The organism is Providencia sp. PROV076 (assembly GCF_028483405.1).
GTDB lineage: Bacteria > Pseudomonadota > Gammaproteobacteria > Enterobacterales > Enterobacteriaceae > Providencia > Providencia huaxiensis.
Genome location: NZ_JAMPRR010000003.1, coordinates 226,489 through 250,725 on the forward strand (window position 1 = coordinate 226,489; position 24,237 = coordinate 250,725).

Annotated in this window: 19 protein-coding genes; 15 read left to right on the top strand and 4 right to left on the bottom strand. The window is 42.9% G+C overall.

Going from position 1 to position 24,237, the window contains the following annotated elements; genetic code table 11:
- Positions 1-106 precede the first annotated feature (106 nt).
- The 4 genes from leuD to leuA are packed head-to-tail and all read right to left on the bottom strand — an operon-like array spanning position 107 to position 4,793.
- Positions 107-712: a 3-isopropylmalate dehydratase small subunit gene (gene leuD / locus PSF67_RS03390; RefSeq protein WP_210843298.1), complete on the bottom strand. Its 606-nt coding sequence runs from the start codon at positions 710-712 to the stop codon at positions 107-109.
- Between the two features lie 7 nt (positions 713-719).
- Positions 720-2,123, bottom strand: a complete 1,404-nt coding sequence (leuC, locus tag PSF67_RS03395) for a 3-isopropylmalate dehydratase large subunit (protein WP_102137379.1) — start codon at positions 2,121-2,123, stop codon at positions 720-722.
- 1 nt (position 2,124) lies between these two features.
- Complete coding sequence (gene leuB, locus PSF67_RS03400) at positions 2,125-3,213, bottom strand: 3-isopropylmalate dehydrogenase (protein WP_272676528.1); 1,089 nt, start codon at positions 3,211-3,213, stop codon at positions 2,125-2,127.
- Between the two features lie 2 nt (positions 3,214-3,215).
- Positions 3,216-4,793: a 2-isopropylmalate synthase gene (gene leuA / locus PSF67_RS03405; protein ID WP_166267630.1), complete on the bottom strand. Its 1,578-nt coding sequence runs from the start codon at positions 4,791-4,793 to the stop codon at positions 3,216-3,218.
- 892 nt (positions 4,794-5,685) lie between these two features.
- Between leuA and leuO the strand changes: the two genes are divergently transcribed.
- From leuO to murG, 15 genes are all read left to right on the top strand, one after another.
- Positions 5,686-6,654, top strand: a complete 969-nt coding sequence (leuO, locus tag PSF67_RS03410) for a transcriptional regulator LeuO (RefSeq protein WP_102137382.1) — start codon at positions 5,686-5,688, stop codon at positions 6,652-6,654.
- Positions 6,655-6,974: 320 nt separating this feature from the next.
- Positions 6,975-8,807, top strand: a complete 1,833-nt coding sequence (locus tag PSF67_RS03415; protein ID WP_195697546.1) for an AMP-dependent synthetase/ligase — start codon at positions 6,975-6,977, stop codon at positions 8,805-8,807.
- 371 nt (positions 8,808-9,178) lie between these two features.
- The gene (ilvI, locus tag PSF67_RS03420; RefSeq protein ID WP_102137786.1) at positions 9,179-10,906 is read left to right on the top strand and encodes an acetolactate synthase 3 large subunit; all 1,728 of its coding nucleotides are present in this window, start codon (positions 9,179-9,181) and stop codon (positions 10,904-10,906) included.
- 2 nt (positions 10,907-10,908) lie between these two features.
- Positions 10,909-11,400 (top strand): acetolactate synthase small subunit, encoded by a 492-nt coding sequence (gene ilvN / locus PSF67_RS03425; protein ID WP_004262045.1) that lies wholly within the window; start codon positions 10,909-10,911, stop codon positions 11,398-11,400.
- 84 nt (positions 11,401-11,484) lie between these two features.
- Positions 11,485-12,495, top strand: coding sequence for a catabolite repressor/activator (gene cra / locus PSF67_RS03430; protein WP_102137384.1), 1,011 nt, complete (start codon positions 11,485-11,487; stop codon positions 12,493-12,495).
- Positions 12,496-13,193: 698 nt separating this feature from the next.
- A complete protein-coding gene (mraZ, locus tag PSF67_RS03435; RefSeq protein ID WP_102137385.1) occupies positions 13,194-13,652 on the top strand; it encodes a division/cell wall cluster transcriptional repressor MraZ in 459 nt (152 codons plus the stop codon).
- A 2-nt stretch (positions 13,653-13,654) separates the two neighbouring features.
- The gene (gene rsmH, locus PSF67_RS03440; protein ID WP_272676529.1) at positions 13,655-14,608 is read left to right on the top strand and encodes a 16S rRNA (cytosine(1402)-N(4))-methyltransferase RsmH; all 954 of its coding nucleotides are present in this window, start codon (positions 13,655-13,657) and stop codon (positions 14,606-14,608) included.
- On the top strand, positions 14,608-14,928 hold the full coding sequence (ftsL, locus tag PSF67_RS03445; protein ID WP_102137387.1) for a cell division protein FtsL: 321 nt from the start codon (positions 14,608-14,610) through the stop codon (positions 14,926-14,928). The genes rsmH and ftsL overlap by 1 nt, the downstream gene beginning before the upstream one ends.
- A gap of 12 nt (positions 14,929-14,940) precedes the next feature.
- The gene (gene ftsI, locus PSF67_RS03450; protein ID WP_166267636.1) at positions 14,941-16,707 is read left to right on the top strand and encodes a peptidoglycan glycosyltransferase FtsI; all 1,767 of its coding nucleotides are present in this window, start codon (positions 14,941-14,943) and stop codon (positions 16,705-16,707) included.
- Positions 16,694-18,181, top strand: coding sequence for a UDP-N-acetylmuramoyl-L-alanyl-D-glutamate--2,6-diaminopimelate ligase (murE, locus tag PSF67_RS03455; protein WP_102137389.1), 1,488 nt, complete (start codon positions 16,694-16,696; stop codon positions 18,179-18,181). Before ftsI ends, murE begins: the two co-directional genes overlap by 14 nt.
- A complete protein-coding gene (murF, locus tag PSF67_RS03460; RefSeq protein WP_210848577.1) occupies positions 18,178-19,542 on the top strand; it encodes a UDP-N-acetylmuramoyl-tripeptide--D-alanyl-D-alanine ligase in 1,365 nt (454 codons plus the stop codon). The genes murE and murF overlap by 4 nt, the downstream gene beginning before the upstream one ends.
- On the top strand, positions 19,536-20,618 hold the full coding sequence (gene mraY / locus PSF67_RS03465; RefSeq protein WP_004262035.1) for a phospho-N-acetylmuramoyl-pentapeptide-transferase: 1,083 nt from the start codon (positions 19,536-19,538) through the stop codon (positions 20,616-20,618). The genes murF and mraY overlap by 7 nt, the downstream gene beginning before the upstream one ends.
- A 1-nt stretch (position 20,619) precedes the next feature.
- Positions 20,620-21,930, top strand: a complete 1,311-nt coding sequence (gene murD, locus PSF67_RS03470; RefSeq protein ID WP_231068462.1) for a UDP-N-acetylmuramoyl-L-alanine--D-glutamate ligase — start codon at positions 20,620-20,622, stop codon at positions 21,928-21,930.
- Positions 21,930-23,123 (top strand): cell division protein FtsW, encoded by a 1,194-nt coding sequence (gene ftsW, locus PSF67_RS03475; RefSeq protein ID WP_102137392.1) that lies wholly within the window; start codon positions 21,930-21,932, stop codon positions 23,121-23,123. Before murD ends, ftsW begins: the two co-directional genes overlap by 1 nt.
- A complete protein-coding gene (murG, locus tag PSF67_RS03480; RefSeq protein WP_195697540.1) occupies positions 23,120-24,193 on the top strand; it encodes an undecaprenyldiphospho-muramoylpentapeptide beta-N-acetylglucosaminyltransferase in 1,074 nt (357 codons plus the stop codon). Before ftsW ends, murG begins: the two co-directional genes overlap by 4 nt.
- Positions 24,194-24,237 lie beyond the last annotated feature (44 nt).

The window sequence follows — 24,237 nt, forward strand, 5'->3', positions numbered from 1 at the left end:
GTTAAGAAGGATTAATTCCGCATTTTTGAGATGAAAAGCGGCTATATAACAAAAAATGTGAGATAAAAGAGGAACTACGCCCACCAAAGTAGGCGTAGAAAAGGATTTATTGCATAAATGATGGGATCTTGCTTTCAAAATCCTTGATTTGGTCGACATATTGCAGTGTCAAACCAATGCTATCCAAACCATTCATCATGCAGTGGCGGCGGAAGCTGTCGATTTCAAAATGATAGGTTTTATCTCCTGCGGTCACGGTTTGGGCTTCTAAGTCCACCGTAAATTGGCAACCTTCATGGCTATTAACATAATTAAACAGCTCATCCACTTCGGTTTCACTTAATTTAATTGGTAATAATTGGTTATTGAACGAGTTACCATAAAAAATATCAGCAAAACTTGGGGCGATAACCACTTGAATACCAAAGTCAGTTAATGCCCAAGGTGCGTGCTCACGGGATGAACCGCAACCAAAGTTTTCGCGAGCTAATAAAATACTTGCCCCTTTGAAAACCGGTTTATTTAATACGAAATCAGGATTAGGCTGTTGCCCGTTCTCATCTAAAAAACGCCAGTCATTAAACAAATGTTGGCCAAAACCCGTCCGCGTGACTTTTTGTAAAAATTGCTTAGGGATAATGGCATCAGTATCAACATTTGCTGCATCTAAAGGAGCGACAATCCCGACGTGTGTAATAAACTTTTCCATCATTTTCTCCTTAGATTTGAATATCACGTACATCAGCAAAATGGCCATTAATCGCCGCAGCGGCTGCCATTGCTGGGCTAACCAAGTGGGTACGACCAGCACGACCTTGGCGGCCTTCAAAGTTACGGTTACTGGTTGATGCACAGCGCTCGCCTGGGTTTAAACGGTCATTATTCATCGCTAAACACATGGAGCAGCCCGGCAAGCGCCATTCAAAGCCTGCTTCAATAAAGATTTTATCCAAACCTTCTTGCTCAGCTTGGGCCTTAACAGGGCCAGATCCGGGAACAACAATGGCTTGTACGCCATTCGCCACTTTTTTGCCTTTGGCAATTGCAGCGGCAGCACGTAAATCTTCAATACGTGAATTCGTACATGAGCCAATAAAGACTTTATCAATTTTGACGTCAGATAATTTAATGCCAGACTCTAACCCCATGTAAGCTAATGCTTTTTCAGCAGATGCTCGCTCAACGGGGTCTGCAAATGACTCAGGAGCAGGGATCGGTTGGTTGATGGCAATCACCTGCCCAGGGTTGGTTCCCCAAGTGACTTGTGGCGCGATGCTACTAGCCTGAATTGTGATGATTTTATCGAACTTAGCATCGTCATCGGTTTTTAATGTTTTCCAATAAGCAACTGCATCGTCCCATTGTTGGCCTTTAGGTGCAAATTGGCGGCCTTTCATATAGGCAAAGGTGGTTTCATCCGGTGCGATAATCCCGGCTTTTGCGCCTAACTCGATAGCCATATTACACACTGTCATACGGCCTTCCATACTCAAGTTTTCGATGGCTTCACCACAAAATTCAACAATATAGCCAGTACCGCCTGCGCTGCCAGTTGTACCGATAATGGCTAGCACGATATCTTTTGCGGTAATACCTGCTGGAGCTTTGCCTACGACTTCAATTTTCATTGTTTTAGCGCGTGCTTGTTTCAGCGTTTGAGTCGCCATCACGTGCTCAACTTCAGATGTGCCGATACCAAAAGCTAATGAGCCAAATGCGCCGTGTGTTGCGGTGTGGGAATCGCCACATACAATGGTCATACCGGGCAAAGTAATACCTTGCTCAGGCCCCATCACATGGACAATACCTTGGTATGGGTGATTCAAATCATACAAAGTTACGCCGAACTCTTTACAGTTCTTCATTAATTCTTGCATTTGAATGCGGGCCATATCACCACAAGCATTGATATCTTTGGTTTGTGTCGATACGTTGTGATCCATTGTTGCAAATGTTTTACTTGGCTGATGCAACGGGCGGTTTTTAGTTCTCAAACCGTCAAAGGCTTGAGGTGATGTCACTTCATGCACCAAATGGCGATCGATATAAATCAAAGGGATTTCATTTTCGACCTCACGGACAACGTGGGCATCATACAATTTTTGATATAAAGTCTTGGCCATGTTAAACCCCTTCTGCAATATAACGAGCAATAATATCGCCCATTTCACTGGTACTTATTGACTGACCTGCACCTGCTAAGTCTGATGTTCTATAACCTTCTTCTAAGGCTTTATTGACTGCGCGTTCGATGGCATCTGCGGCATCGGCTTGGTCTAAGCTAAATCTTAACAGCATGGAAGCAGATAAAATTTGTGCGATTGGGTTAGCAATATTTTTTCCAGCAATATCTGGTGCAGAGCCGCCCGCAGGTTCATACAAACCAAATCCTGCTTCATTCAAGCTCGCAGAAGGCAGCATGCCCATGGAGCCAGTGATCATCGCACATTCATCAGAAATGATATCGCCGAACAAGTTAGAACATAACACCACATCAAACTGAGATGGGGCTTTGATCATTTGCATGGCTGCGTTATCAATATACATATGGCTGAGTTCAACATCTGGATATTCTTTTGCGATTTGATTGACCACTTCACGCCATAATACTGAGCTTTGCAATACGTTTGCTTTGTCAATTGATGTGACTTTGTTATTACGTTTGCGAGCCGATTCAAACGCAATACGTGCAATGCGCTCGATTTCATAGCGGTGATAAACTTCAGTATCAAATGCATACTCTTCTTGGCCTTCACCTTTACGGCCTTTGGGTTGACCGAAGTAAATCCCACCGGTTAATTCACGCACACAAAGAATATCAAAGCCTTGAGCTGCGATGTCTGCACGTAATGGGCAAAATGCTTCTAATGCTTGATATAAACGAGCAGGGCGTAAATTACTGAATAATTTAAAATGCTTACGTAAAGGTAATAATGCACCACGCTCAGGCTGGCTGTCGGGTGGCAAGTGTTCCCATTTCGGCCCACCGACAGAACCAAATAAGACAGCATCCGCTTCCTCACAACCTTTTACAGTGGCCTGTGGTAATGGCTCACCGTGTTTGTCGATTGCCGCACCGCCCACATCATACTCAGTGGTGTTGATTGTTACTGCAAAACGTTTGCTGATAGCAGCTAAAACCTTGTGAGCTTGCGCCATCACTTCTGGACCGATGCCATCACCCGGTAATACGGCAATTTTATAACTAGACATTGTTAAACAGCTTCCTTTGTGTTTGATTGTGATTCTTGATTTATTTTTTGTTTTTCTTTTTCAACTTGCTCTGAGCGCCAAATGCTATTCAACACATGCACCATGGCTTTTGCTGATGATTCGACGATATCTGTCGCTAACCCCATCCCGTGGAACTTACGGTTATGGCACTCAACCACGATATCCACTTGGCCTAATGCATTTTCACCGTGGCCTTTAGCCGATAACTGATAAGAGACTAATTTCATAGGGAATTGGGTAATGTTGCTGATGGCTTGATAGATGGCATCAACAGGGCCATTGCCGGTTGCCGCTTCAGATTTTACTTCATCGCCACACTGCATTTTGACTGTCGCTGTTGCGACGATACTCGAGCCTGATTGTGTACTGAAATAGTCCATGACGAAGTGGTCAGTCTCATCTTGTTGTTTTGTGAAGAAAGCCAAAGCTTCTAAGTCATAGTCAAAGACTTGGCCTTTTTTATCGGCTAAATTCAAAAATGCAGTATACAATTCATCCAATTTGAAATCTTTACCTTCGTGATACCCCATCTCCTCCATACGGTGCTTAACAGCGGCGCGGCCAGAACGTGAGGTTAAATTCAATTGCTGTTCTTTTAAACCAATGGACTCTGGCGTCATAATTTCGTAGGTTTCACGGTTTTTCAGCACACCATCTTGGTGAATTCCTGATGAGTGAGCAAATGCGTTGCTGCCGACAACCGCTTTATTGGCTGGGATTGGTGTATTACATAATTGGCTAACTAATTGGCTGGTACGGTAAATTTCTTTGTGATTAATATTGGTATGCACATTCAACATTTGTTCGCGCAATTTAATGGCCATAATCACTTCTTCTAATGCCGTATTACCTGCGCGTTCACCTAAGCCGTTGATGGTACCTTCTACTTGGCGGGCACCGGCTTGCACGGCACTGATTGAGTTAGCAACGGACATCCCTAAATCATCATGGCAATGAACAGAAATAACGGCTTTATCAATATTAGGTACTCGGTTATACAAATCAGTGATAATACCACCAAACTGGTAAGGTGTTGTATAACCGACAGTATCTGGAATGTTAATCGTGGTTGCGCCTGCATTAATCGCGGTTTCTACAATGCGGCACAAATTGTCGGGATCAGTACGGCCAGCGTCTTCACAGGAGAATTCAACGTCGTCGGTATAGCGTCTAGCGCGCTTGATGGAGTTGATTGCCATATCCATTACACCATCAAATGATTTATTTAATTTTTTCTCCATATGCAAGTTGGAGGTGGCTAAGAAAATATGAATACGGAAAGCTTCGGCAACTTTTAATGACTCGGCGGCCACATCAATATCATTTTCAATACAACGCGCTAATGCACAAATTCGGCTATTTTTTATTTCTCTCGCGATAGTTTGAACGGATTCGAAGTCACCCGGTGAAGAGACTGGGAAACCAGCTTCAATGATATCAACGCCTAAACGCTCTAATGCGAAGGCGATTTGTAATTTTTCTCTGACTGACAAACTTGCCTGTAATGCCTGCTCACCGTCGCGTAAGGTGGTATCGAAGATAATGACTTGGTTGCTCATATTGTGTTCCTCATATCGAATTTTGTTTTTACTTAGCGTTATGTTCTTCCAAAGCCGCAGGCATAAAAAAACCCGCGGGTTGCGCGGGTTCTTCATGTTTGTGGACAGTTTGTTTCTATTTTTCGTCCATAAGCATACCGCGCAAATTTAATGCGAGTAGTAGTAGGCTTAGTAGGCGAATAGAAAATGTCATTTTAACTGTCTCTCTTGAGTATCTTAATCAAACTGTATTTATTGATACGTTATCTTAAAGTTAATGTCAATCATAGATTTTTAGCATATTTTTACCAATCATGAATTATGGCTCGCGCTTGGTGGTTGTTGCTATTTTTTTGGTGTATCTCTTCTGTTTTATCTGGATTTCTATGTAGTTATAAGGGTAAAATTCTTTCGTTAAGTGTGGTTGAGTGTTGTTTTGATTAAACTCATTGATTTTTATGTGGTTTTTATTGTTTTGATGTGAAATGAGACTCAATACAGGGAATAAATCATCTTCGCCAATGCTTTTTAATTAAGTTAATTATCTAATAAATGAGTATTTAAAAAATAATCTGATAATGAGAATATTTATTGATTCTAAATGCGATTTATTATGATTTCTTGCAAAAATTGCTTTATTATTTTTATGGTGAGTGAGCGAAAGGCTAATAAGTGGTTATCATTCATTATGTTGATGAATATTTACGTTTTATAATGATATTTATACTGCAAGTTTAATTAATAGGTTAAGTAATATAAACGTCGTTTTAATAAATGCAGGGAAAGCGAAATAGCTTATTATCTATAAGTTGTTTTAAGAATAATATTTAATGAATTTATATATTCGTCGGTTTTTAAGATGAATGACTCTTTTCGTTAATGAAAAATGATAAATATATTAGTGGAGTAAAAAATGACTGATTTTGATACAATATCAACAGCTAAAAAAGACAGTAGCGATATTCATTTGCGTAATGTTGACCTCAACCTATTAACGGTTTTTGACGTAGTGATGCAGATGCAAAACGTAACAAAAGCGGCGCAAGTTCTAGGGATGTCTCAGCCAGCAGTGAGTAATGCAGTTTCACGTTTAAAATCAATGTTTAATGATGAATTGTTTGTGCGCTATGGGCGTGGTATTCAGCCGACATCTCGTGCTAAGCAACTGTTCGGGCCTATTAGGCAAGCATTACAATTAGTTCATAATGAGTTACCTAGTGCAGGCTTTAATCCGCAAAATAGTGAGCGAGTATTTAATTTATCTATTTGTTCGCCATTAGACATTCGTCTGGCTGCTATTATTGTCGAAAAATTTAAGGTAGTCTCGCCTAATATTAATATAGTTATCCACTCTTTCATGGATAATAAGATTGCTCATCAATTAAAATACCAAGAAATGGATTTTTTCCTTGGCTATAACCAATTAGAAAAGGCAGAGTTCCAACATCAAGTTTTATTTGATGATGAATTGGTCTTAGTAGTTGCAAATCATCATCCACGTATTGGTAATTCAATTTCTGAAATTGAACTAAATAATGAACGTCATGCCATTATGTCGATGGATAACATGGGGTCATTTAGTAAACCTTATTACAATAATACTGAGTTATCGCATACGATTAGCTATCAAGGTACTGACTTAAATAGTGTATTGAGCATTGTTGCTCAAACGGATCTCGTGGCTATTGTACCCAAATGGCTAGTGGGTCATTACTTTGGCCAACTAAAATTACGTACATTAACATTACCTTGGCTTAGGGACTCACTACCTTGCTATTTAACGTGGCATGAATCAACGGTTAGAGATAAAGGCCATCAATGGATGAAATCTCAATTTAACCAATTGATTGAAGAACTCCCTGAACAAGCCGCAGCAGCGTAGAACGCCTATTTAAACATTGTGAGAGGTTGTAGGCTGTCCTAGACATGATGAAAAATAAATAGTCATTTTGTTAAGGCTTACAATCTCTATGTTCTTGCAGACGCACTTATAAATATACACACCAATAAGGTAATTAACTCATTATAGTTAGCCCTATGATGTGTTTTGTTGCAGACATAACATTTGCAAAAAATTTACATATAAATGCTTTTCACGCATCTCTTTAGTCGATACACTGCGAATATTCAGCTAACACTTGTAAGCTGAAATAATAAGAATGGTTAAGTGCTTGTGAATGTGCCGGGTAACTTATATCGATAATGACTTATAGGGAATACACTTTGATTACTGAAAATCTATATCCATACCACTTGGTTAATCGCTTACGTAGCAGGGTCACTGCACACGAATCAGCGAACCGGATAGCTTTCAGTCAATGGGATAACGGGCAACGAAGCTCATTAACGTGGGGTGAGGTAGGCGATCGTACATCAGCGATTTCTCTGCGTCTCTTAGCATTAAACGTTATCGCACAAGAAAATATTGGGTTATTTGCCCATAACAGTATGAACTGGTCATTGGTTGACTTTGCCGCGCTACAAATTAGGGCAGTCACGGTGCCACTTTATGCAACTAGCAGTATCGAGCAAGCCGCGTATATTATTAATGACGCGAATATTAGAGTGCTGTTTGTTGGGGACGATGCGCAATATCAAGTTGCATGCCAATTACCCGCTCTTTGCCCTCAATTAACGACGATTGTTGTGATGAATGACAATGTTGAGTTAGCTGATATCTCAATCGACACATTGCATTTATCCACCTTTATGGCGCAATCACAAGCGACATACCAAGCAGAACTTGATGAACGCATCGCTGCACATAATCTCAGTGATTTATTCACCATCATCTATACATCAGGCACCACCGGAGAACCAAAAGGCGTTATGTTGGATTACTACAACATGGCTGCGCAACTGTATCTCCATGACGAACGATTACAACTAACTGCGGATGATGTCTCTTTAAGTTTCTTACCACTTTCACATGTTTTTGAACGTGCGTGGAGCTTTTACGTTATGCACGTCGGCGCACTAAACGTTTATTTAACGGACACGAATCAGGTCCGGGAAGCGTTAGCTGAGATAAAACCAACAGTGATGTGTGCGGTTCCTCGTTTTTATGAAAAAGTTTATTCAGCAATACAAAGTAAAGTAGCAAAAGCGCCTCTAGTGCGTAGAGCGCTATTTCGCTGCGCAATATCTCTTGGCAAGCAGCGTGTGAAAGCCTTAGCCAAAGGCCGCAAACCCTCTTTTGTTAACCGCGCTATTTTCCCGATAGCCGATAAACTGGTTCTCAATAAAATTCGTGAAGGGTTAGGTGGACGAATTCGCTTCATGCCAGCCGCAGGCGCTCGTCTAGATGACGATGTGATTGCGTTTTTCCTTTCCGCAGGGGTAAACATCAAATATGGCTATGGTATGTCAGAGACCTGCGCCACGGTATCTTGCTGGGAAGAGGGCAAATACCCATTAGGCTCGATTGGTACACCGCTATCTTCTGTTTCAGTGCGTATTGGCAGGGACGATGAAATACAAGTGAAAGGGCCGGTGGTTATGAAAGGCTATTACAACCGCCCGATTGAAACCTTAGATACGTTTACAGCAGATGGCTGGCTTAAAACGGGTGATGCAGGGAAAATTGACGAACAAGGCAATTTATATATTACAGATAGACTAAAAGATTTAATGAAAACGTCTAACGGAAAATATATTGCACCACAAATGATTGAAGGCGTATTAGGGCAAGACAAGTTTATTGAACACATTGCAGTCATTGCTGATGCACGCAAGTTTGTTTCAGCGCTGATCGTACCTTGCTATGAGAGCCTAGAAGAATATGCGAACTCAATAAATTTGAAATATCGGGATCGTTTAGAACTCTTAAAAGACTCGAATATTGTGGCATTATTTGAAAACCGTTTAAGAGATTTACAGAAAAATATCGAAAACTTCCACCAAGTTAAGCGCTTTACTTTGTTACCCACAACTTTTTCAATGGAAAAAGGCGAATTAACACCGACTTTAAAGCTGCGACGTAAAATTATTTCTGAGCGCTATCAATTAGAAATTGAATCAATGTACAAAGAATAATTTATAACTTAAGTAACCTGGCTTACCCGTATTATGGGTAGGCTGGGCCTTGTTTTTGTTCTATTTTTATCAATTTATTCAGATAATCGCTTAATATCACAATTTTAACGGTGCCAACTAATTAAATTGGCACTGTATTTTCATTCATACCAGTCATTTTTCCTCCCATTATTTTTATCTGCAGTCAATTTATCTATCAAATACCCATGTTCAAGATGATGTGAAAGTTTCGTGATCCTTGCACTGAAATGGTGTTTGCTTCGTTTCAGCCAGAGCGATATGTTAATAGCACGAATTTCATAATTTAAATGATAAAAATAAAGGGGTAGATCATACCTCTTCACTTGCAAATAATGTCTGGGGGCAAACTCATGGAGATGTTGTCGGGAGCGGAAATGGTCGTCAAATCGTTGATTGACCAAGGAGTAAAGCACGTGTTTGGTTATCCAGGCGGTGCAGTATTAGATATTTATGATGCACTTCATACAGTTGGCGGGGTAGAACACATATTAGTGCGTCATGAACAGGCTGCGGTGCATATGGCTGATGGTTATGCACGTTCAACAGGGGATGTGGGGGTCGTGTTAGTGACATCCGGCCCTGGGGCAACGAATGCTATTACTGGTATTGCGACCGCGTATATGGATTCTGTACCGATGGTGGTGTTATCGGGGCAGGTCGCAAGCTCGCTAATTGGTAATGATGCGTTCCAAGAGTGCGACATGGTTGGGATCTCAAGGCCAATAGTTAAACACAGTTTTTTAATTAAAAGCGCAGAAGAAATTCCTGAAACTATTAAGAAGGCTTTTTATATTGCGGCAAGTGGGCGCCCCGGTCCTGTAGTGATTGATTTCCCTAAAGACACCGTTAACCCTGCCTTAAAGTTTGCTTACCGTTATCCCGAAAACGTTTCTTTGCGTTCTTATAACCCAACGTTGCAAGGTCACAAAGGGCAAATCAAAAAAGCATTAACCAAATTGGTTTCGGCAAAAAAACCAGTTTTCTATATTGGCGGGGGTGCGATTAACGCGAATTGCTCTGCTGAACTTATTGAGTTGGCAGAAAAACTGCAATTACCAGTGGTATCAACCTTAATGGGATTAGGGGCTTTCCCAGAAACTCACAAGCAGTCTGTCGGGATGCTTGGAATGCATGGAACATACGAAGCCAACAAGGTTATGCACAACTCTGATGTGATTTTTGCCGTTGGGGTTCGTTTTGATGATAGAACAACGAACAATTTAGAAAAATACTGCCCAAATGCGACAGTCATTCAAATTGATGTTGACCCAACGTCTATTTCAAAAACAGTTAATGCGGATATCCCAATCGTGGGTGATGCGAAACTCACATTAAAGCAAATGTTAGGTCAGTTAGACCAAGCTTCAGCTAAACAAGATAGCCAAGCACTCACCTCATGGTGGAAAGAAATTGAACAATGGCGTAGTAAACAATGCTTACGCTACGAAACAAGCCAAACCAAAGTTAAACCACAACAAGCCATTGAAATGATTTACCGTTTAACAAAAGGTGAAGCCTATGTGACGTCTGACGTTGGGCAGCACCAAATGTTTGCTGCATTGTATTATCCCTTTGATAAACCTCGCCATTGGATAAACTCAGGAGGGCTTGGAACGATGGGATTTGGTTTGCCTGCCGCATTAGGGGTGAAATTAGCGCATCCAAAATCAACCGTTGTCTGTGTGACGGGGGATGGCAGCATCCAGATGAACATCCAAGAGCTTTCAACCGCTCTGCAATATGGCTTACCGGTTTTGGTTCTCAATTTAAACAACGGTTTCTTAGGTATGGTAAAGCAGTGGCAGGATATGATTTATCAAGGCCGTCACTCACAATCCTACATGCAGTCATTGCCTGATTTCATCAAGTTAGCGCAAGCGTATGGCCACGTTGGTATTTCAATATCAACACCTGATGAACTGGAAGAAAAACTAAAACAAGCCCTTGTTGAAGTGAATGAAAATCAGCGATTAGTCTTCGTTGATGTCAATATTGATGAAACTGAGCACGTTTATCCAATGCAGATCCGTGGTGGTGCAATGGATGAAATGTGGTTGAGCAAAACAGAGAGGACCTGATCATGCGTCGTATTTTATCCGTTTTATTAGAAAATGAATCAGGTGCTTTGTCCCGTGTCATCGGTCTGTTTTCTCAGCGTGGTTATAATATTGAAAGTTTGACCGTTGCACCAACAGATGACCCAACCTTGTCACGTATGACTATCCAAACGAAAGGGGATGCAAAGGTTCTTGAGCAAATTGAGAAACAACTGCATAAATTGGTTGATGTGTTGCGTGTCAGTGAGCTGACGGCGTCAGCACATATCGAACGTGAAATCATGTTAGTGAAGCTACAAGCCTCTGGATATGGGCGTGACGAAGTGAAGCGTTGTGCGGATATTTTCCGTGGACAAATTGTTGACGTCACTCCAACGCTTTATACCGTTCAGCTAGCGGGAACAAGCGAAAAACTGGATGCTTTCATCGAATCAGTACGTGGTGTTGCTGAAATTGTTGAAGTTGTACGCTCAGGGATCGTCGGTGTTTCACGCGGTGATAAAATTATGCGATGAAAAATTTATCATCCGAAGGTAGAATAAACGCGTTTAAGGCCCCGAATGACTCGGGGCTATTCCCAAAATTGTAAAGAGGTTAACGTGAAACTGGATGAGATAGCCCGTCTAGCGGGTGTTTCCCGCACAACGGCTAGTTATGTGATCAACGGCAAGGCCAAGCAGTATCGAGTCAGCGATAAAACTGTAGAAAAAGTGATGGCAGTCGTCAGAGAACACAATTACCATCCAAATGCAGTTGCTGCGGGGCTACGAGCAGGGCGCACCCGTTCGATTGGGTTAGTGATCCCTGACTTGGAGAATACTAGCTATACCCGTATAGCAAATTACCTTGAAAGGCAGGCGCGTCAACGTGGTTATCAATTGCTGATAGCATGCTCGGAAGACCAACCCGACAATGAAATTCGTTGTGTTGAGCACCTTTTACAGCGGCAAGTTGATGCGATTATTGTCTCGACAGCATTACCGCCAGAGCACCCGTTTTATCAGCGTTGGGCGAACCGTTCGTTACCGATTATCGCACTTGATAGAGCCCTTGAAAAAGAACACTTTATTAGTGTCGTTGGTGATGACCAAGAAGATGCTTTCATGATTTCAGCAGAATTACGCAAATTTAAAGCTGAGTCAGTGTTGTATTTAGGGGCGTTACCTGAACTGTCAGTCAGTTATCTACGCGAACAAGGTTTCCGTAAGGCGTGGAATGAAGACCCGCGCAAGATTGATTACCTGTATGCAAATAGCTATGAACGCGATTCAGCCGCAGAGGTGTTTGCGCATTGGCTGGATAGCGGTAATGAGATGCCAGACGCGTTATTTACAACATCATTTTCCTTACTACAAGGTGTCTTGGATGTTGCGTTGAAGCGCAGTGGTCGTTTACCTGAGCACATGGTTATTGCCACATTTGGTGATAACGAGCTATTAGATTTTCTTGAATGCCCAGTGTTGTCCCTTGCACAGCGCCATAGAGATATCGCTGAACGTATCTTAGAACTGGTTCTTGCCAGCCTTGATGAAAAGCAAAAACCAGAAGCGGGTATTACTCGTATTCGTCGTGATTTATGTCGCCGCGGAAGCTTAGGTCGTAAGCAGTAATAAAACAGGCCTAACTTTAATCGAATAGTGAATATTTACACGATAATGAGTGATGTTAGTCACAATAATGAGTAATATAACGGCCCCTATCTTGTAGGGGCTTTTTTTTTATAGGCTAAAAATAGGTAAATATTTAACTTTAGGATTTATCTTAATATATTTATTGCTGATTTTAAAATGAAAGCTAAATTGGATTATGAAATTAATACAAATTTATTGTGGGTGTATTATTGATTCGTGCGATAAATATTTAAAATTGAATACTGTTTATTAAAACAGTTATTTATTGTGTTGATATTTAATGATTTTATTTTTCTTTCGGGGTGATTTTATCATCACTAGATATTAACGATTATTTGAGGACTCAATAAAAGTAAATTACCGGTACAAGATATACTGATTAAAAATGAGACATAAGTTGAATTTATGATGATTTGTATGATTTTGCAGCAATCTATAGTGATCACGCTTATTTAAGTTGCACTCTATAAAATATATTAATTATATCAACCTGTTATTTCCCATTTTCTTTCCAAGTTATATTTTACCTATCCTTATTTTTTCTGAATTGTTCTGTAAATAAAGCTAAAGCTGAGTGCGACTGGCTTGACAACGTTTTCATACCATTCGTAAACTTTATATGTGGTGAATTGTGGGGTAAAGTGGGTGAGTTGAAAATAAAAGGGGTATAATCGGGTATGTTTCGTGGGGCAACACTGGTTAATCTCGACAGCAAAGGGCGTCTAACCGTGCCGACTCGTTACCGAGGTATGCTGAACGAGGAATCGAAAGGGCAAATGGTCTGTACCATTGACCTTCACCAGCCGTGCCTACTGCTTTATACCTTACCGGAGTGGGAGATTATCGAAGAAAAGCTTTCTCGGTTATCGACGATGAACCCAGCGGAACGACGCGTGCAACGGCTGTTACTGGGCCATGCAAGTGAATGTCAAATGGACAACGCGGGGCGTCTTTTGTTAGCCAATACATTGCGTCAGCATGCAGGGCTAACAAAAGAGGTCATGTTGGTTGGCCAGATTAATAAATTTGAACTTTGGGATGAACAAACTTGGTATCAGCAAGTGGAAGATGACATTGCCGCTGAGCGCCTTACCAATGAACCACTTTCAGCCCGCTTACAGGATTTGTCACTTTAATAATGACGCAACAGCAATTTAAACACGTAACAGTATTACTGGATGAAGCCGTGAACGGCTTAAACATTAAACCTAACGGTATCTATATCGATGGCACATTTGGGCGTGGGGGCCATTCAAGGCTGATATTAAGCCAGCTTGGCGAACAAGGGCGGTTGATCGCCATTGACCGTGACCCAGAAGCGATAAAAGCAGCTCAAGCAATTGATGGCCCTCGTTTTATGATTAAACACGGCCCATTTTCTGCGATTGCAGAGTATGTGGAAGAAGAAGGTTTAGTTGGGCAAATTGATGGTGTATTGCTGGATTTAGGCGTCTCTTCACCGCAGTTAGATGACCCAGAGCGTGGCTTTTCATTTATGCGTGACGGGCCGTTAGATATGCGAATGGACCCAACCAAAGGGCAATCTGCACAGCAATGGTTGATGGACGCAGAAGCGGATGACATTGCTTGGGTTTTAAAAACTTTTGGTGAAGAGCGTTTTGCGAAACGAATTGCGAGAGCGATTGTTGAGCGTAACCATAACCCAGAAGAAGAGCCATTAACACGCACACGGCACCTGGCTGAATTAATCGCAAAAGTTAGCCCGATGAAAGATCGGCACAAACACCCAGCGACGCGTAGCTTCCAAGCCATACGGATTTATATCAACAGTGAATTGGAAGAGATAGAAAAAGCGCTAGAAGGCGCAATGAACGTTTTAGCTCCACAAGGTCGTTTATCGGTTATCAGCTTCCATTCTTTGGAAGACAGGTTAGTAAAGCGGTTTATCCGCAAAAACAGTAAAGGGCCATCAGTACCAGCAGGTATTCCGCTAACTGAAACGCAGATTAAAGCATTAGGCGCAGCGCAGTTACGTGACCTAGGCAAGATGAAACCTTCTGAAAACGAAATTGACGAAAATCCACGCGCACGGAGTTCTGTGTTGCGGTTTGCTGAAAAGGCGGCGGAATAATGGTTCCAGAAAGGCACAGCCTAGCACGCGTCATTGGGCGTGATTTATTTCGTTATGGCATCGTTCCTTTGATTTTATTGTCTGCAATTATAATTAGTGCCGTTTTTGTCGTGACTACCGCACATGAAACGCGTTTGTTAACGGCCGCAAAAGATAAATTGTATGAAGAAAAAGACTTATTAGATATCGAATGGCGCAATCTGATCCTTGAAGAAAATGCCCTTGCGAGCCATAGCCGAATAGAACGTTTATCGGTTGAAAAATTACAGATGGTACAAGTTGAACCATCACAAGAAAAAATTATTGTTTCTAAGCAATAAAAAAGGTTCCTAATGAAAGCACCAAAAACAGCGAAAAATAAGAAACAAGAAGAAAGCACCAGCTTTGTCCGCTGGCGCTTTATTTTGCTGTGCGGATGCATTGTCTTGGCGTTAGCAGGGTTGCTAACTCGGGTGGCTTATCTGCAAATTATTGCGCCAGAGAAACTGGTGAAAGAAGGCGATATGCGCTCTTTACGAGTGCAAGAAGTTGCAACCTCTCGAGGTATGATCAGCGACCGAGAAGGGCGGCAACTGGCGGTAAGTGTGCCTGTCAATGCGATTTGGGCAGACCCCAAAGAGGTGTTTGAAAAAGGGGGGATCAGCAATGACGAACACTGGAAAGCACTGGCAGACGCACTTGAAATTCCACTAGAACAAATTACGAGCAAAATATCGGCCAATCCAAGAGGCCGTTTTGTGTATTTAGCGCGCCAAGTTAACCCCTCTATTGGTGATTACGTTAAAAAATTAAAAATACCGGGTATTTACTTACGCAAAGAATCTCGTCGTTATTACCCATCAGGCCCAGTTACCGCTCACTTATTGGGAGTAACAAACATTGATGGTGAAGGGATTGAAGGGGTTGAAAAAAGCTTTGACCGTTGGTTAAAAGGTGCGCCGGGCGAACGTACAGTCCGCAAAGACCGTAATGGGCGAGTGATTGAAACGATTTCGTCTATTGACAGCCAAGCTGCGCATAATTTGACATTAAGTATTGATGAACGAATTCAATCGATTGTTTACCGTGAACTAACACGTGGTGTGCAGGAAAACAAAGCTGAATCGGGTGTGGCAATTTTAGTGGATGTTCATACCGGTGAAATTTTAGCTATGGCGAATAGCCCATCCTACAACCCAAATAACTTAACCGGTACATCAATGGATGCAATGCGTAACCGCGCCATTACGGATATTTTCGAACCGGGTTCGACGGTAAAACCGATGGTGGTAATGAGTGCGCTACATAACAGAATTATTAAAGAAAACTCAGTAATTAATACTTATCCATATCGTATTAGCGGCCATGAAATCAAAGACGTAGCACGGTATGCAGAGCTAACAATTACTGGGATTTTACAGAAGTCGAGTAACGTAGGTGTTTCAAAACTTGCGTTAGCGATGCCTGCCACTGAGCTGGTGGATGTGTATAGCCGCTTTGGGTTTGGCAAGCCGACTAATCTGGGGTTAGTCGGGGAAAGTAGTGGCATCTTTCCAAGTAAAAAAACACGGTGGTCTGATTTAGATAGGGCCACCTTTTCTTTTGGCTACGGGCAAATGGTAACACCGTTACAGTTAGCGCGAGCCTACGCAACCATTGGTAGTTTTGGTATTTATCGGCCGCTATCCATCACAAAAGTTGATCCTCCTGTGTCAGGAACACGCGTTTTTCCTGAACCAATCATGCGAACAGTGGTTCATATGATGGAAAGCGTGGCTTTACCCGGAGGCGGGGGAGCACGAGCGGCAATTAAAGGCTACCGTATTGCGATTAAAACAGGGACTGCGAAAAAAGTGGGTCCTGAAGGGCGTTATATTAATAAATATTTAGCTTACGCTGCTGGTGTTGCTCCTGCGAGCAATCCACGCTATGCGTTAGTGGTGCTTATTAATGAGCCAAGCGCGGGTAGTTATTATGGTGGTGCAGTATCTGCACCGATATTTGGTTCGATTATGGGCGGCGTTTTACGGTTGATGAACGTTGAACCTGATGCATTGCAACCAAATGAACAAAATGAAATTGTAAATAGTCAAAAAGAGGTTAAAAGTGGCAGATCGTAATCTTTGTGATCTACTCTCACCCTTTGGTGTGAGCACAACTCCAATCTCACTACGTGAGATGACGCTAGACAGCCGAAAGGCTGCCGCGGGCGATCTGTTTATTGCAATAAAAGGCCATCAATCGGATGGGCGACACTATATTCCTCAAGCGATTGCTCAAGGGGTTTCCGCTGTGATAGCGGAAGCAGAAGGTGAAGCCGTTGAAGGCGAAATTCGTTTTGTTCACGGTGTACCTGTTATTTATTTAAATGACCTGAATAACCGTTTATCAGCTCTTGCGGGTGAGTTTTATCAGCAGCCATCAGCAAATATGAAACTTGTTGGCGTGACCGGTACTAATGGCAAAACAACCACGACACAATTAATTGCTCAGTGGGCTCATGGACTAGGGGAAACTAGCGCTGTAATGGGAACTGTGGGTAATGGCTTATTAGGCCATGTATCACCAAGCGAAAACACCACAGGCTCTGCGGTAGATATCCAACTTGAATTGACTCAGTTATTAAACCAAAAAGCGACATTAACCGCGATGGAAGTGTCTTCTCATGGCTTAGTGCAAGGTCGTGTTGCCGCTTTACAGTTCGATGCCGTTGTGTTTACTAATTTAAGCCGTGATCACCTTGACTATCATGGTGACATGGAGAGTTATGAAGCCGCGAAATGGCTATTGTTTTCTACACATAATGCAAAATCGCAAATCATTAATGCAGATGATGTTATTGGCTTGAAATGGCTACAACGTTTACCACAAGCCTGCGCTGTTACGATGGAAAACCGTATCCCAGCAGACTGGCAAGGACCATGGTTGAAAGCCACTGAAGTGGAATACCACGACAAGGGCGCGACCATTCATTTTGACTCCACTTGGGGCAAAGGCGCATTTGAAAGCCCACTGATGGGGGCATTTAATGTCAGCAACTTATTAGTTGCAATGGCAACCTTGCTAATGATGGAGTATCCATTGGATAAACTGCTTGCGGCGGCCTCTTCATTGTCACCCGTTTGCGGTCGAATGGAAGTGTTCAGTGCACCAAACAAACCGACCGTTGTTGTCGACTATGCACATACACCAGATGCGTTAGAAAAAGCCTTAGCGGCAGCGCGTTTGCATTGTAAAGGGCAACTTTGGTGCGTATTTGGGTGCGGTGGTGACCGTGACAAAGGCAAGCGCCCTCTAATGGGAGCAGCCGCAGAAGAGTATGCAGATAAAATCGTTATCACTGACGATAACCCACGCAGCGAAGACCCAATTGATATTATCAACGACATCATGGCGGGCTTATTAGACTCAAGCCGTGCTTTGGCCATTCCGGGTCGCCCAGAAGCCGTGACAAACACCATTTTACAAGCATCTCCTGATGATGTGATTGTGATCGCTGGTAAAGGTCATGAAGATTATCAAATTATTGGCAATCGTAAATTAGATTACTCAGACCGTTTAACGGTAGCACGTCTGTTGGGGGTAATCGCATGATCTCGCTAACACTCGCTCAATTGGCGCAAGTAACTCAAGGGCAGGTTGAATCTGTTGCAGATACAACGCTCTTGATTAGCGCAGTGAGTACGGATAGCCGCAAAATTGCTGAAAATTGTCTCTTTATTGCTTTAAAAGGTGAACGCTTCGACGCCCATGATTTTGTACAGCAAGTGGTGGTTTTGGGAGCGAAAGCATTACTCGTTGAGCGCAAACTGGAAGTGGATTGCCCTCAAATCATCGTGAAAGACACGCGTATTGCGATGGGCCAATTAGCAGCATGGGTTCGTCAGCAAAGTAGAGCTCGAATTGTTGGTTTGACGGGGTCTTCAGGCAAAACATCGGTCAAAGAAATGACCGCATCCATATTATCTGAGCGCGGTAAAACTTTATATACTGCCGGTAATTTAAACAACGATATTGGTGTGCCTTTGACACTATTTCGTTTAACCCATGATGATGACTTCGCGGTGATAGAAATGGGTGCTAATCACCCAAATGAAATCGCCTACACAACCAATATTGTTAAACCAGAAGCGGCGTTAGTTAACAATTTATTTGCTGCGCACTTAGCGGGCTTTGGTTCACCTGAAGGGGTTGCTAAAGCGAAAGGTGAAATTTATCAAGGCGTTCCTGAAGAAGGAACCGCGATTGTTAACCTTGATAGCTACAGTGAAAAATGGCAGTTTCAGCCACGCCAAACAGTGTGGCATTACTCGCTAACGCCACAAGCAAAAGCGGATTTCTATCCTTCTGATATCCAAGTGAAACAGCTGACTACGGATTTTGTGTTACATACCCCTGTTGGAAGCGTTGATATCACTTTGCCATTACCAGGGCTACATAATATCGCGAATGTATTAGCAGCGAGTGCATTGGCGATTTCAGTTGGCGCTAGCCTAGAAGACATCAAAAACGGCTTAGCAAAAACACAAGCAGTACCAGGGCGTTTATATCCAGTGCGCTTGAGTGAGCACAAAGTGGTATTAGACGACACTTATAACGCGAATGATGGCTCGATGATTGCGGCAATTCATGTCCTTGAAAAAATGCCGGGCTACCGCATCTTGGTGGTTGGGGATATGGGGGAGCTGGGCGATTATGCAGAAGATTGCCATCAGCGTGTTGGTGTTGCCGCTAAGCAGGCTGGCTTAGACAAAGTATTCAGTGTTGGTCAATTAAGTGAGTTGATCAGCCAATTTAGTGAGTGTGGTGAGCATTTCACAGTGAAAGCAGATTTATTAACCCGACTAATTCCGCTAGCACAGCAGAAGGACGTTGTTTCTATTTTAGTTAAAGGTTCACGCAGCTCCGCGATGGAAGATGTGGTGAATGCATTGAAGGAGTGCTTCGAATGTTAGTCTGGCTTGCCGAAATGTTGGTCCACAAGTTTTCTGTTCTGAACGTCTTCTCTTATTTGACGTTCAGGGCCATTGTCGGTTTGCTGACAGCACTCGCTATTGCATTGTGGATGGGGCCTCATTTAATTGCTTACCTACAAAAAATGCAAATTGGTCAAGTCGTTCGTAACGAAGGCCCTGAGTCTCACTTTAGTAAGCGTGGAACCCCAACCATGGGCGGGTTATTGATTTTATTTTCAATCACCGTTTCAACGTTGCTATGGGCTCGCTTAGACAACCCTTACGTTTGGTGTGTTCTGCTTGTGCTCGTTGGGTATGGTATTGTCGGTTTTGTTGATGATTACCGTAAAGTGGTACGCAAAGATACTCGAGGTTTAATCGCCCGTTGGAAATATTTCTGGCAATCCGTGATTGCGTTAATTGTTGCCTTTTCCATGTACGCGATTGGTAAAGATACTCCGGCAACTCAGTTAGTTGTGCCATTTTTCAAAGACGTAATGCCACAACTGGGCATGCTGTATATTTTGCTGACGTATTTTGTGATTGTTGGAACCAGTAACGCCGTAAACCTAACCGATGGTTTGGATGGCTTAGCTATCATGCCAACGGTATTTGTTGCAGCAGGTTTTGCATTAGTGGCATGGGCAACAGGTAACGTCAATTTTGCCAGTTACTTACATATTCCATTCTTACCCCATGCAGGTGAATTAGTGATTGTCTGTACTGCCATTGTTGGAGCAGGGTTAGGCTTCTTATGGTTTAACACTTATCCAGCGCAAGTATTTATGGGGGATGTTGGCTCATTGGCGCTTGGTGGTGCTCTAGGGACTATTGCGGTATTACTGCGCCAAGAGTTTTTATTAGTGATTATGGGCGGTGTGTTCGTCGTTGAGACGCTGTCAGTTATTTTACAAGTCGGTTCATTTAAATTGCGCGGACAACGTATTTTCCGTATGGCACCAATTCACCACCATTATGAATTGAAGGGTTGGCCAGAGCCACGTGTTATCGTGCGTTTCTGGATTATCTCGCTAATGTTAGTCCTGATTGGGCTGGCAACCTTGAAGGTGCGTTAATATGGTCGATTATCAGGGTAAGAACGTAGTCATTATTGGGCTGGGGATTACCGGCCTATCTTGCGTTCACTTTTTCTTGGCACGTGGTGTTGTACCCCGTGTTATGGATACCCGTGCAGTGCCGCCAGGTGTAGACAAACTCCCAGCAAGTGTGGAATGCCATAGCGGTAGCTTGAATAATAGCTGGCTACAAGCAGCCGATTTAATTGTTGCTAGTCCAGGAATTGCGTTGGCAACGCCTCAGTTACAGCAAGCGGCAGAAAACGGCATCGAAATTGTGGGTGATATCGAACTGTTTTGCCGTGAAGCGGATGCACCGATTGTCGCCATTACCGGTTCAAATGGTAAAAGTACCGTCACGTCATTGGTGGGTGAAATGGCGAAAGTAGCGGGTATTTCAGTTGGTGTTGGTGGAAATATTGGTACGCCTGCGCTTTCATTACTCAATGCAGGGCATCGTTTATACGTTTTAGAGCTTTCAAGCTTCCAACTAGAAACCACATCAAGCCTAGAAGCGACCGCTGCGACGGTCTTAAATATTAGTGAAGATCATATGGATAGATATCCATTAGGTTTAGACCAGTACCGTGAAGCGAAATTAAAAATTTATCACAATGCTCAAAACTGCATTGTTAACGTACAAGATGCGCTGACCTTACCTACGAACCATACATTGGGCGAATGCATTAGCTTTGGCTTAAATAGTGGTGATTATTTCTTTGATACTCAAAAACGGGTGTTAGTGGCGAAAGGAAAAGAGCTGCTCGATGTCAACGAAATGCACCTAACGGGTCAACATAATTATCTCAATGGGTTAGCCGCGTTAGCATTGGCGGATGCCGTAAATGTTCCTCGCCCTGCATGCCTTCAAGTCTTGAAAGAATATACGGGGCTAGCACATCGCTTCGAGTTAGTGTTATTCAACAACGGTGTGCGCTGGATTAATGACTCTAAAGCCACAAACGTTGGAAGTACGGAAGCGGCGTTAAATGGGTTACATGTGGATGGCAATATCTATTTATTATTGGGTGGTGATGGTAAGTCAGCTGATTTTTCACCATTAAAACAATATATTGCTGCGGATAACTACCGTCTATACTGTTTTGGTCGTGATGGGAAAGCATTAGCCGATATGGCACCTGAAAAATCCGTATTGACTGAAACTATGGAACAAAGCTTACGCCAAATTGCGCCACAATTAAAAGCGGGGGACATGGTGTTGTTATCCCCTGCATGTGCCAGCTTGGATCAGTTTAAAAGTTTTGAGCAGCGTGGGACTGTCTTTGCTCAATTAGCCCAGGAGCTAGGTTAATGACGATACCGGGTGCGATGCGTTTAAAAAATTGGGTCATTGGTGAAAAAAATGGCGTGATTTCAGGCTCAACGCTTTACGACCGTACATTGGTGTGGTTGGCATTCGGTTTAGCCGCGGTGGGTTTTATTATGGTCACATCCGCCTCCATGCCAGTTGGCCAGCGCTTAACGGAAGATCCTTTTTATTTTGCTAAACGTGATGTGGTGTATATCGTCATCGCGTTTATTTTAGCCCTAGGTGTCATGCGTATTCCGATGGCGGTTTGGGAAAAGTACAACTTCGTATTGTTGATGGTTTCACTTGGCATGCTCGTCGTGGTACTGGTGGCTGGGAGTTCAGTTAACGGGGCATCTCGCTGGATAGATATCGGTTTGGTTAAAATTCAACCGGCAGAAATTTCGAAATTTACGTTATTCTGTTACGTGTCCAGTTATTTAGTGCGTAAGTCTGATGAAGTCAGAACCCGTTTTCTTGGCTTTATCAAACCGATGTGTATTTTGATTGTGATGGCGTCATTGCTTTTATTACAACCTGACTTAGGGACCGTTATCGTATTAGTGGTAACCACTCTGGGGTTGTTGTTTTTAGCGGGAGCAAGGTTAGCTCCCTTTATTATTGGTATTGCCGCTTGTGCGGTGGGGGTATTGGCTTTGATTTGGTTCGAGCCGTACCGCTTACGTCGAGTGACGTCGTTTTTGAACCCGTGGGATGACCCGTTTGGCAGTGGTTATCAGCTAACCCAATCTTTAATGGCCTTTGGTCGTGGTGAAATGTTTGGGCAAGGGTTAGGAAATTCAGTACAAAAATTGGAATACTTGCCAGAAGCACATACTGACTTTATTTTCTCAGTTTTAGCCGAAGAGCTCGGGTACTTTGGCGTTGTATTGGTTCTGCTGATGGTCTTTATGCTGGCATTTAGGGCAATGATGATTGGCCGTCGCGCATTGATGTCGAACCAATTATTCGGTGGTTATTTGGCTTGTTCAATTGGTATTTGGTTTACCTTCCAAGCTTTGGTTAACGTCGGTGCCGCATCAGGCATGTTACCAACAAAAGGTTTAACACTGCCGTTAATTAGTTATGGTGGTTCGAGTTTACTGGTGATGGCTGCCGCCATTGCGATATTACTGAGAATTGATTTTGAAACACGCCTTGAAAAAGCGCAGGCGTTTGTAAGGAGCACTAAATGAGTCAGGCAAAGAAATTACTCGTCATGGCAGGTGGAACCGGAGGGCATGTTTTTCCGGGGTTAGCTGTGGCTCATTATTTGCAGGCTCAAGGCTGGGAGATCCGTTGGTTAGGTACGGCTGACCGAATGGAAGCCACATTAGTCCCTAAGCATGGTATCGATATTGAATTCATTCAAATTTCGGGACTCAGGGGTAAAGGTATTGCCGCACAACTGGGGGCACCATGGCGTATTTATAAAGCTATCCGCCAAGCAAAAACGATTATCAAGCGTTATCAGCCAGATGCAGTATTAGGCATGGGGGGCTATGTTTCAGGTCCTGGTGGTATTGCGGCATGGCAATGCGGTGTACCCGTTGTGCTTCATGAACAAAATGGAATCGCGGGTTTAACGAATAAATGGTTATCGCGGATCGCAAAAAGAGTGTTACAAGCCTTTCCGGGCGCATTTCCTGACGCACCAGTTGTCGGGAACCCGGTACGTGAAGATGTTTTAGCACTACCGGCACCCCAGGTACGTTTAGCAGGCCGAGAAGGCGCTGTACGCGTATTAGTCGTTGGTGGTAGCCAAGGGGCACGGGTTTTGAATCAAGTGATGCCTCTTGTTGCTGAAAAAGTAGGCAAACAGTTAAATATCTGGCATCAAGCGGGAAAAGGCAGTAAGGAATCAACAGAAGCATTGTATAATGAGCATATGCAAGTTTCAGGCAATTCCGAGTATAAAGTTACTGAATTTATTGATGATATGGCGCAAGCTTACGCATGGGCAGATATTGTCGTCTGTCGGTCTGGTGCACTAACAGTAAGTGAAATTGCAGCCGCAGGTTTACCGGCTATTTTTGTTCCTTTTCAACATAAAGACCGTCAGCAGTATTGGAATGCATTACCGCTAGAAAAAGCAGGGGCGGCTAAAATTTTAGAACAGTCACAATTTACCGCAGATGCTGTGGCGAGCTTATTAGAGCAATGGGATAGAAACGAATTACTCTCAATGGCTGAAAAAGCGCATAGCTGTGCAATTACTGATGCAACAGAACGAGTTGCTGCCGTGATTTGTGAAGTGGCTAAATAATATTAGCCATAATTGATACCGAATTAATTAGAAGCGAAGAAATA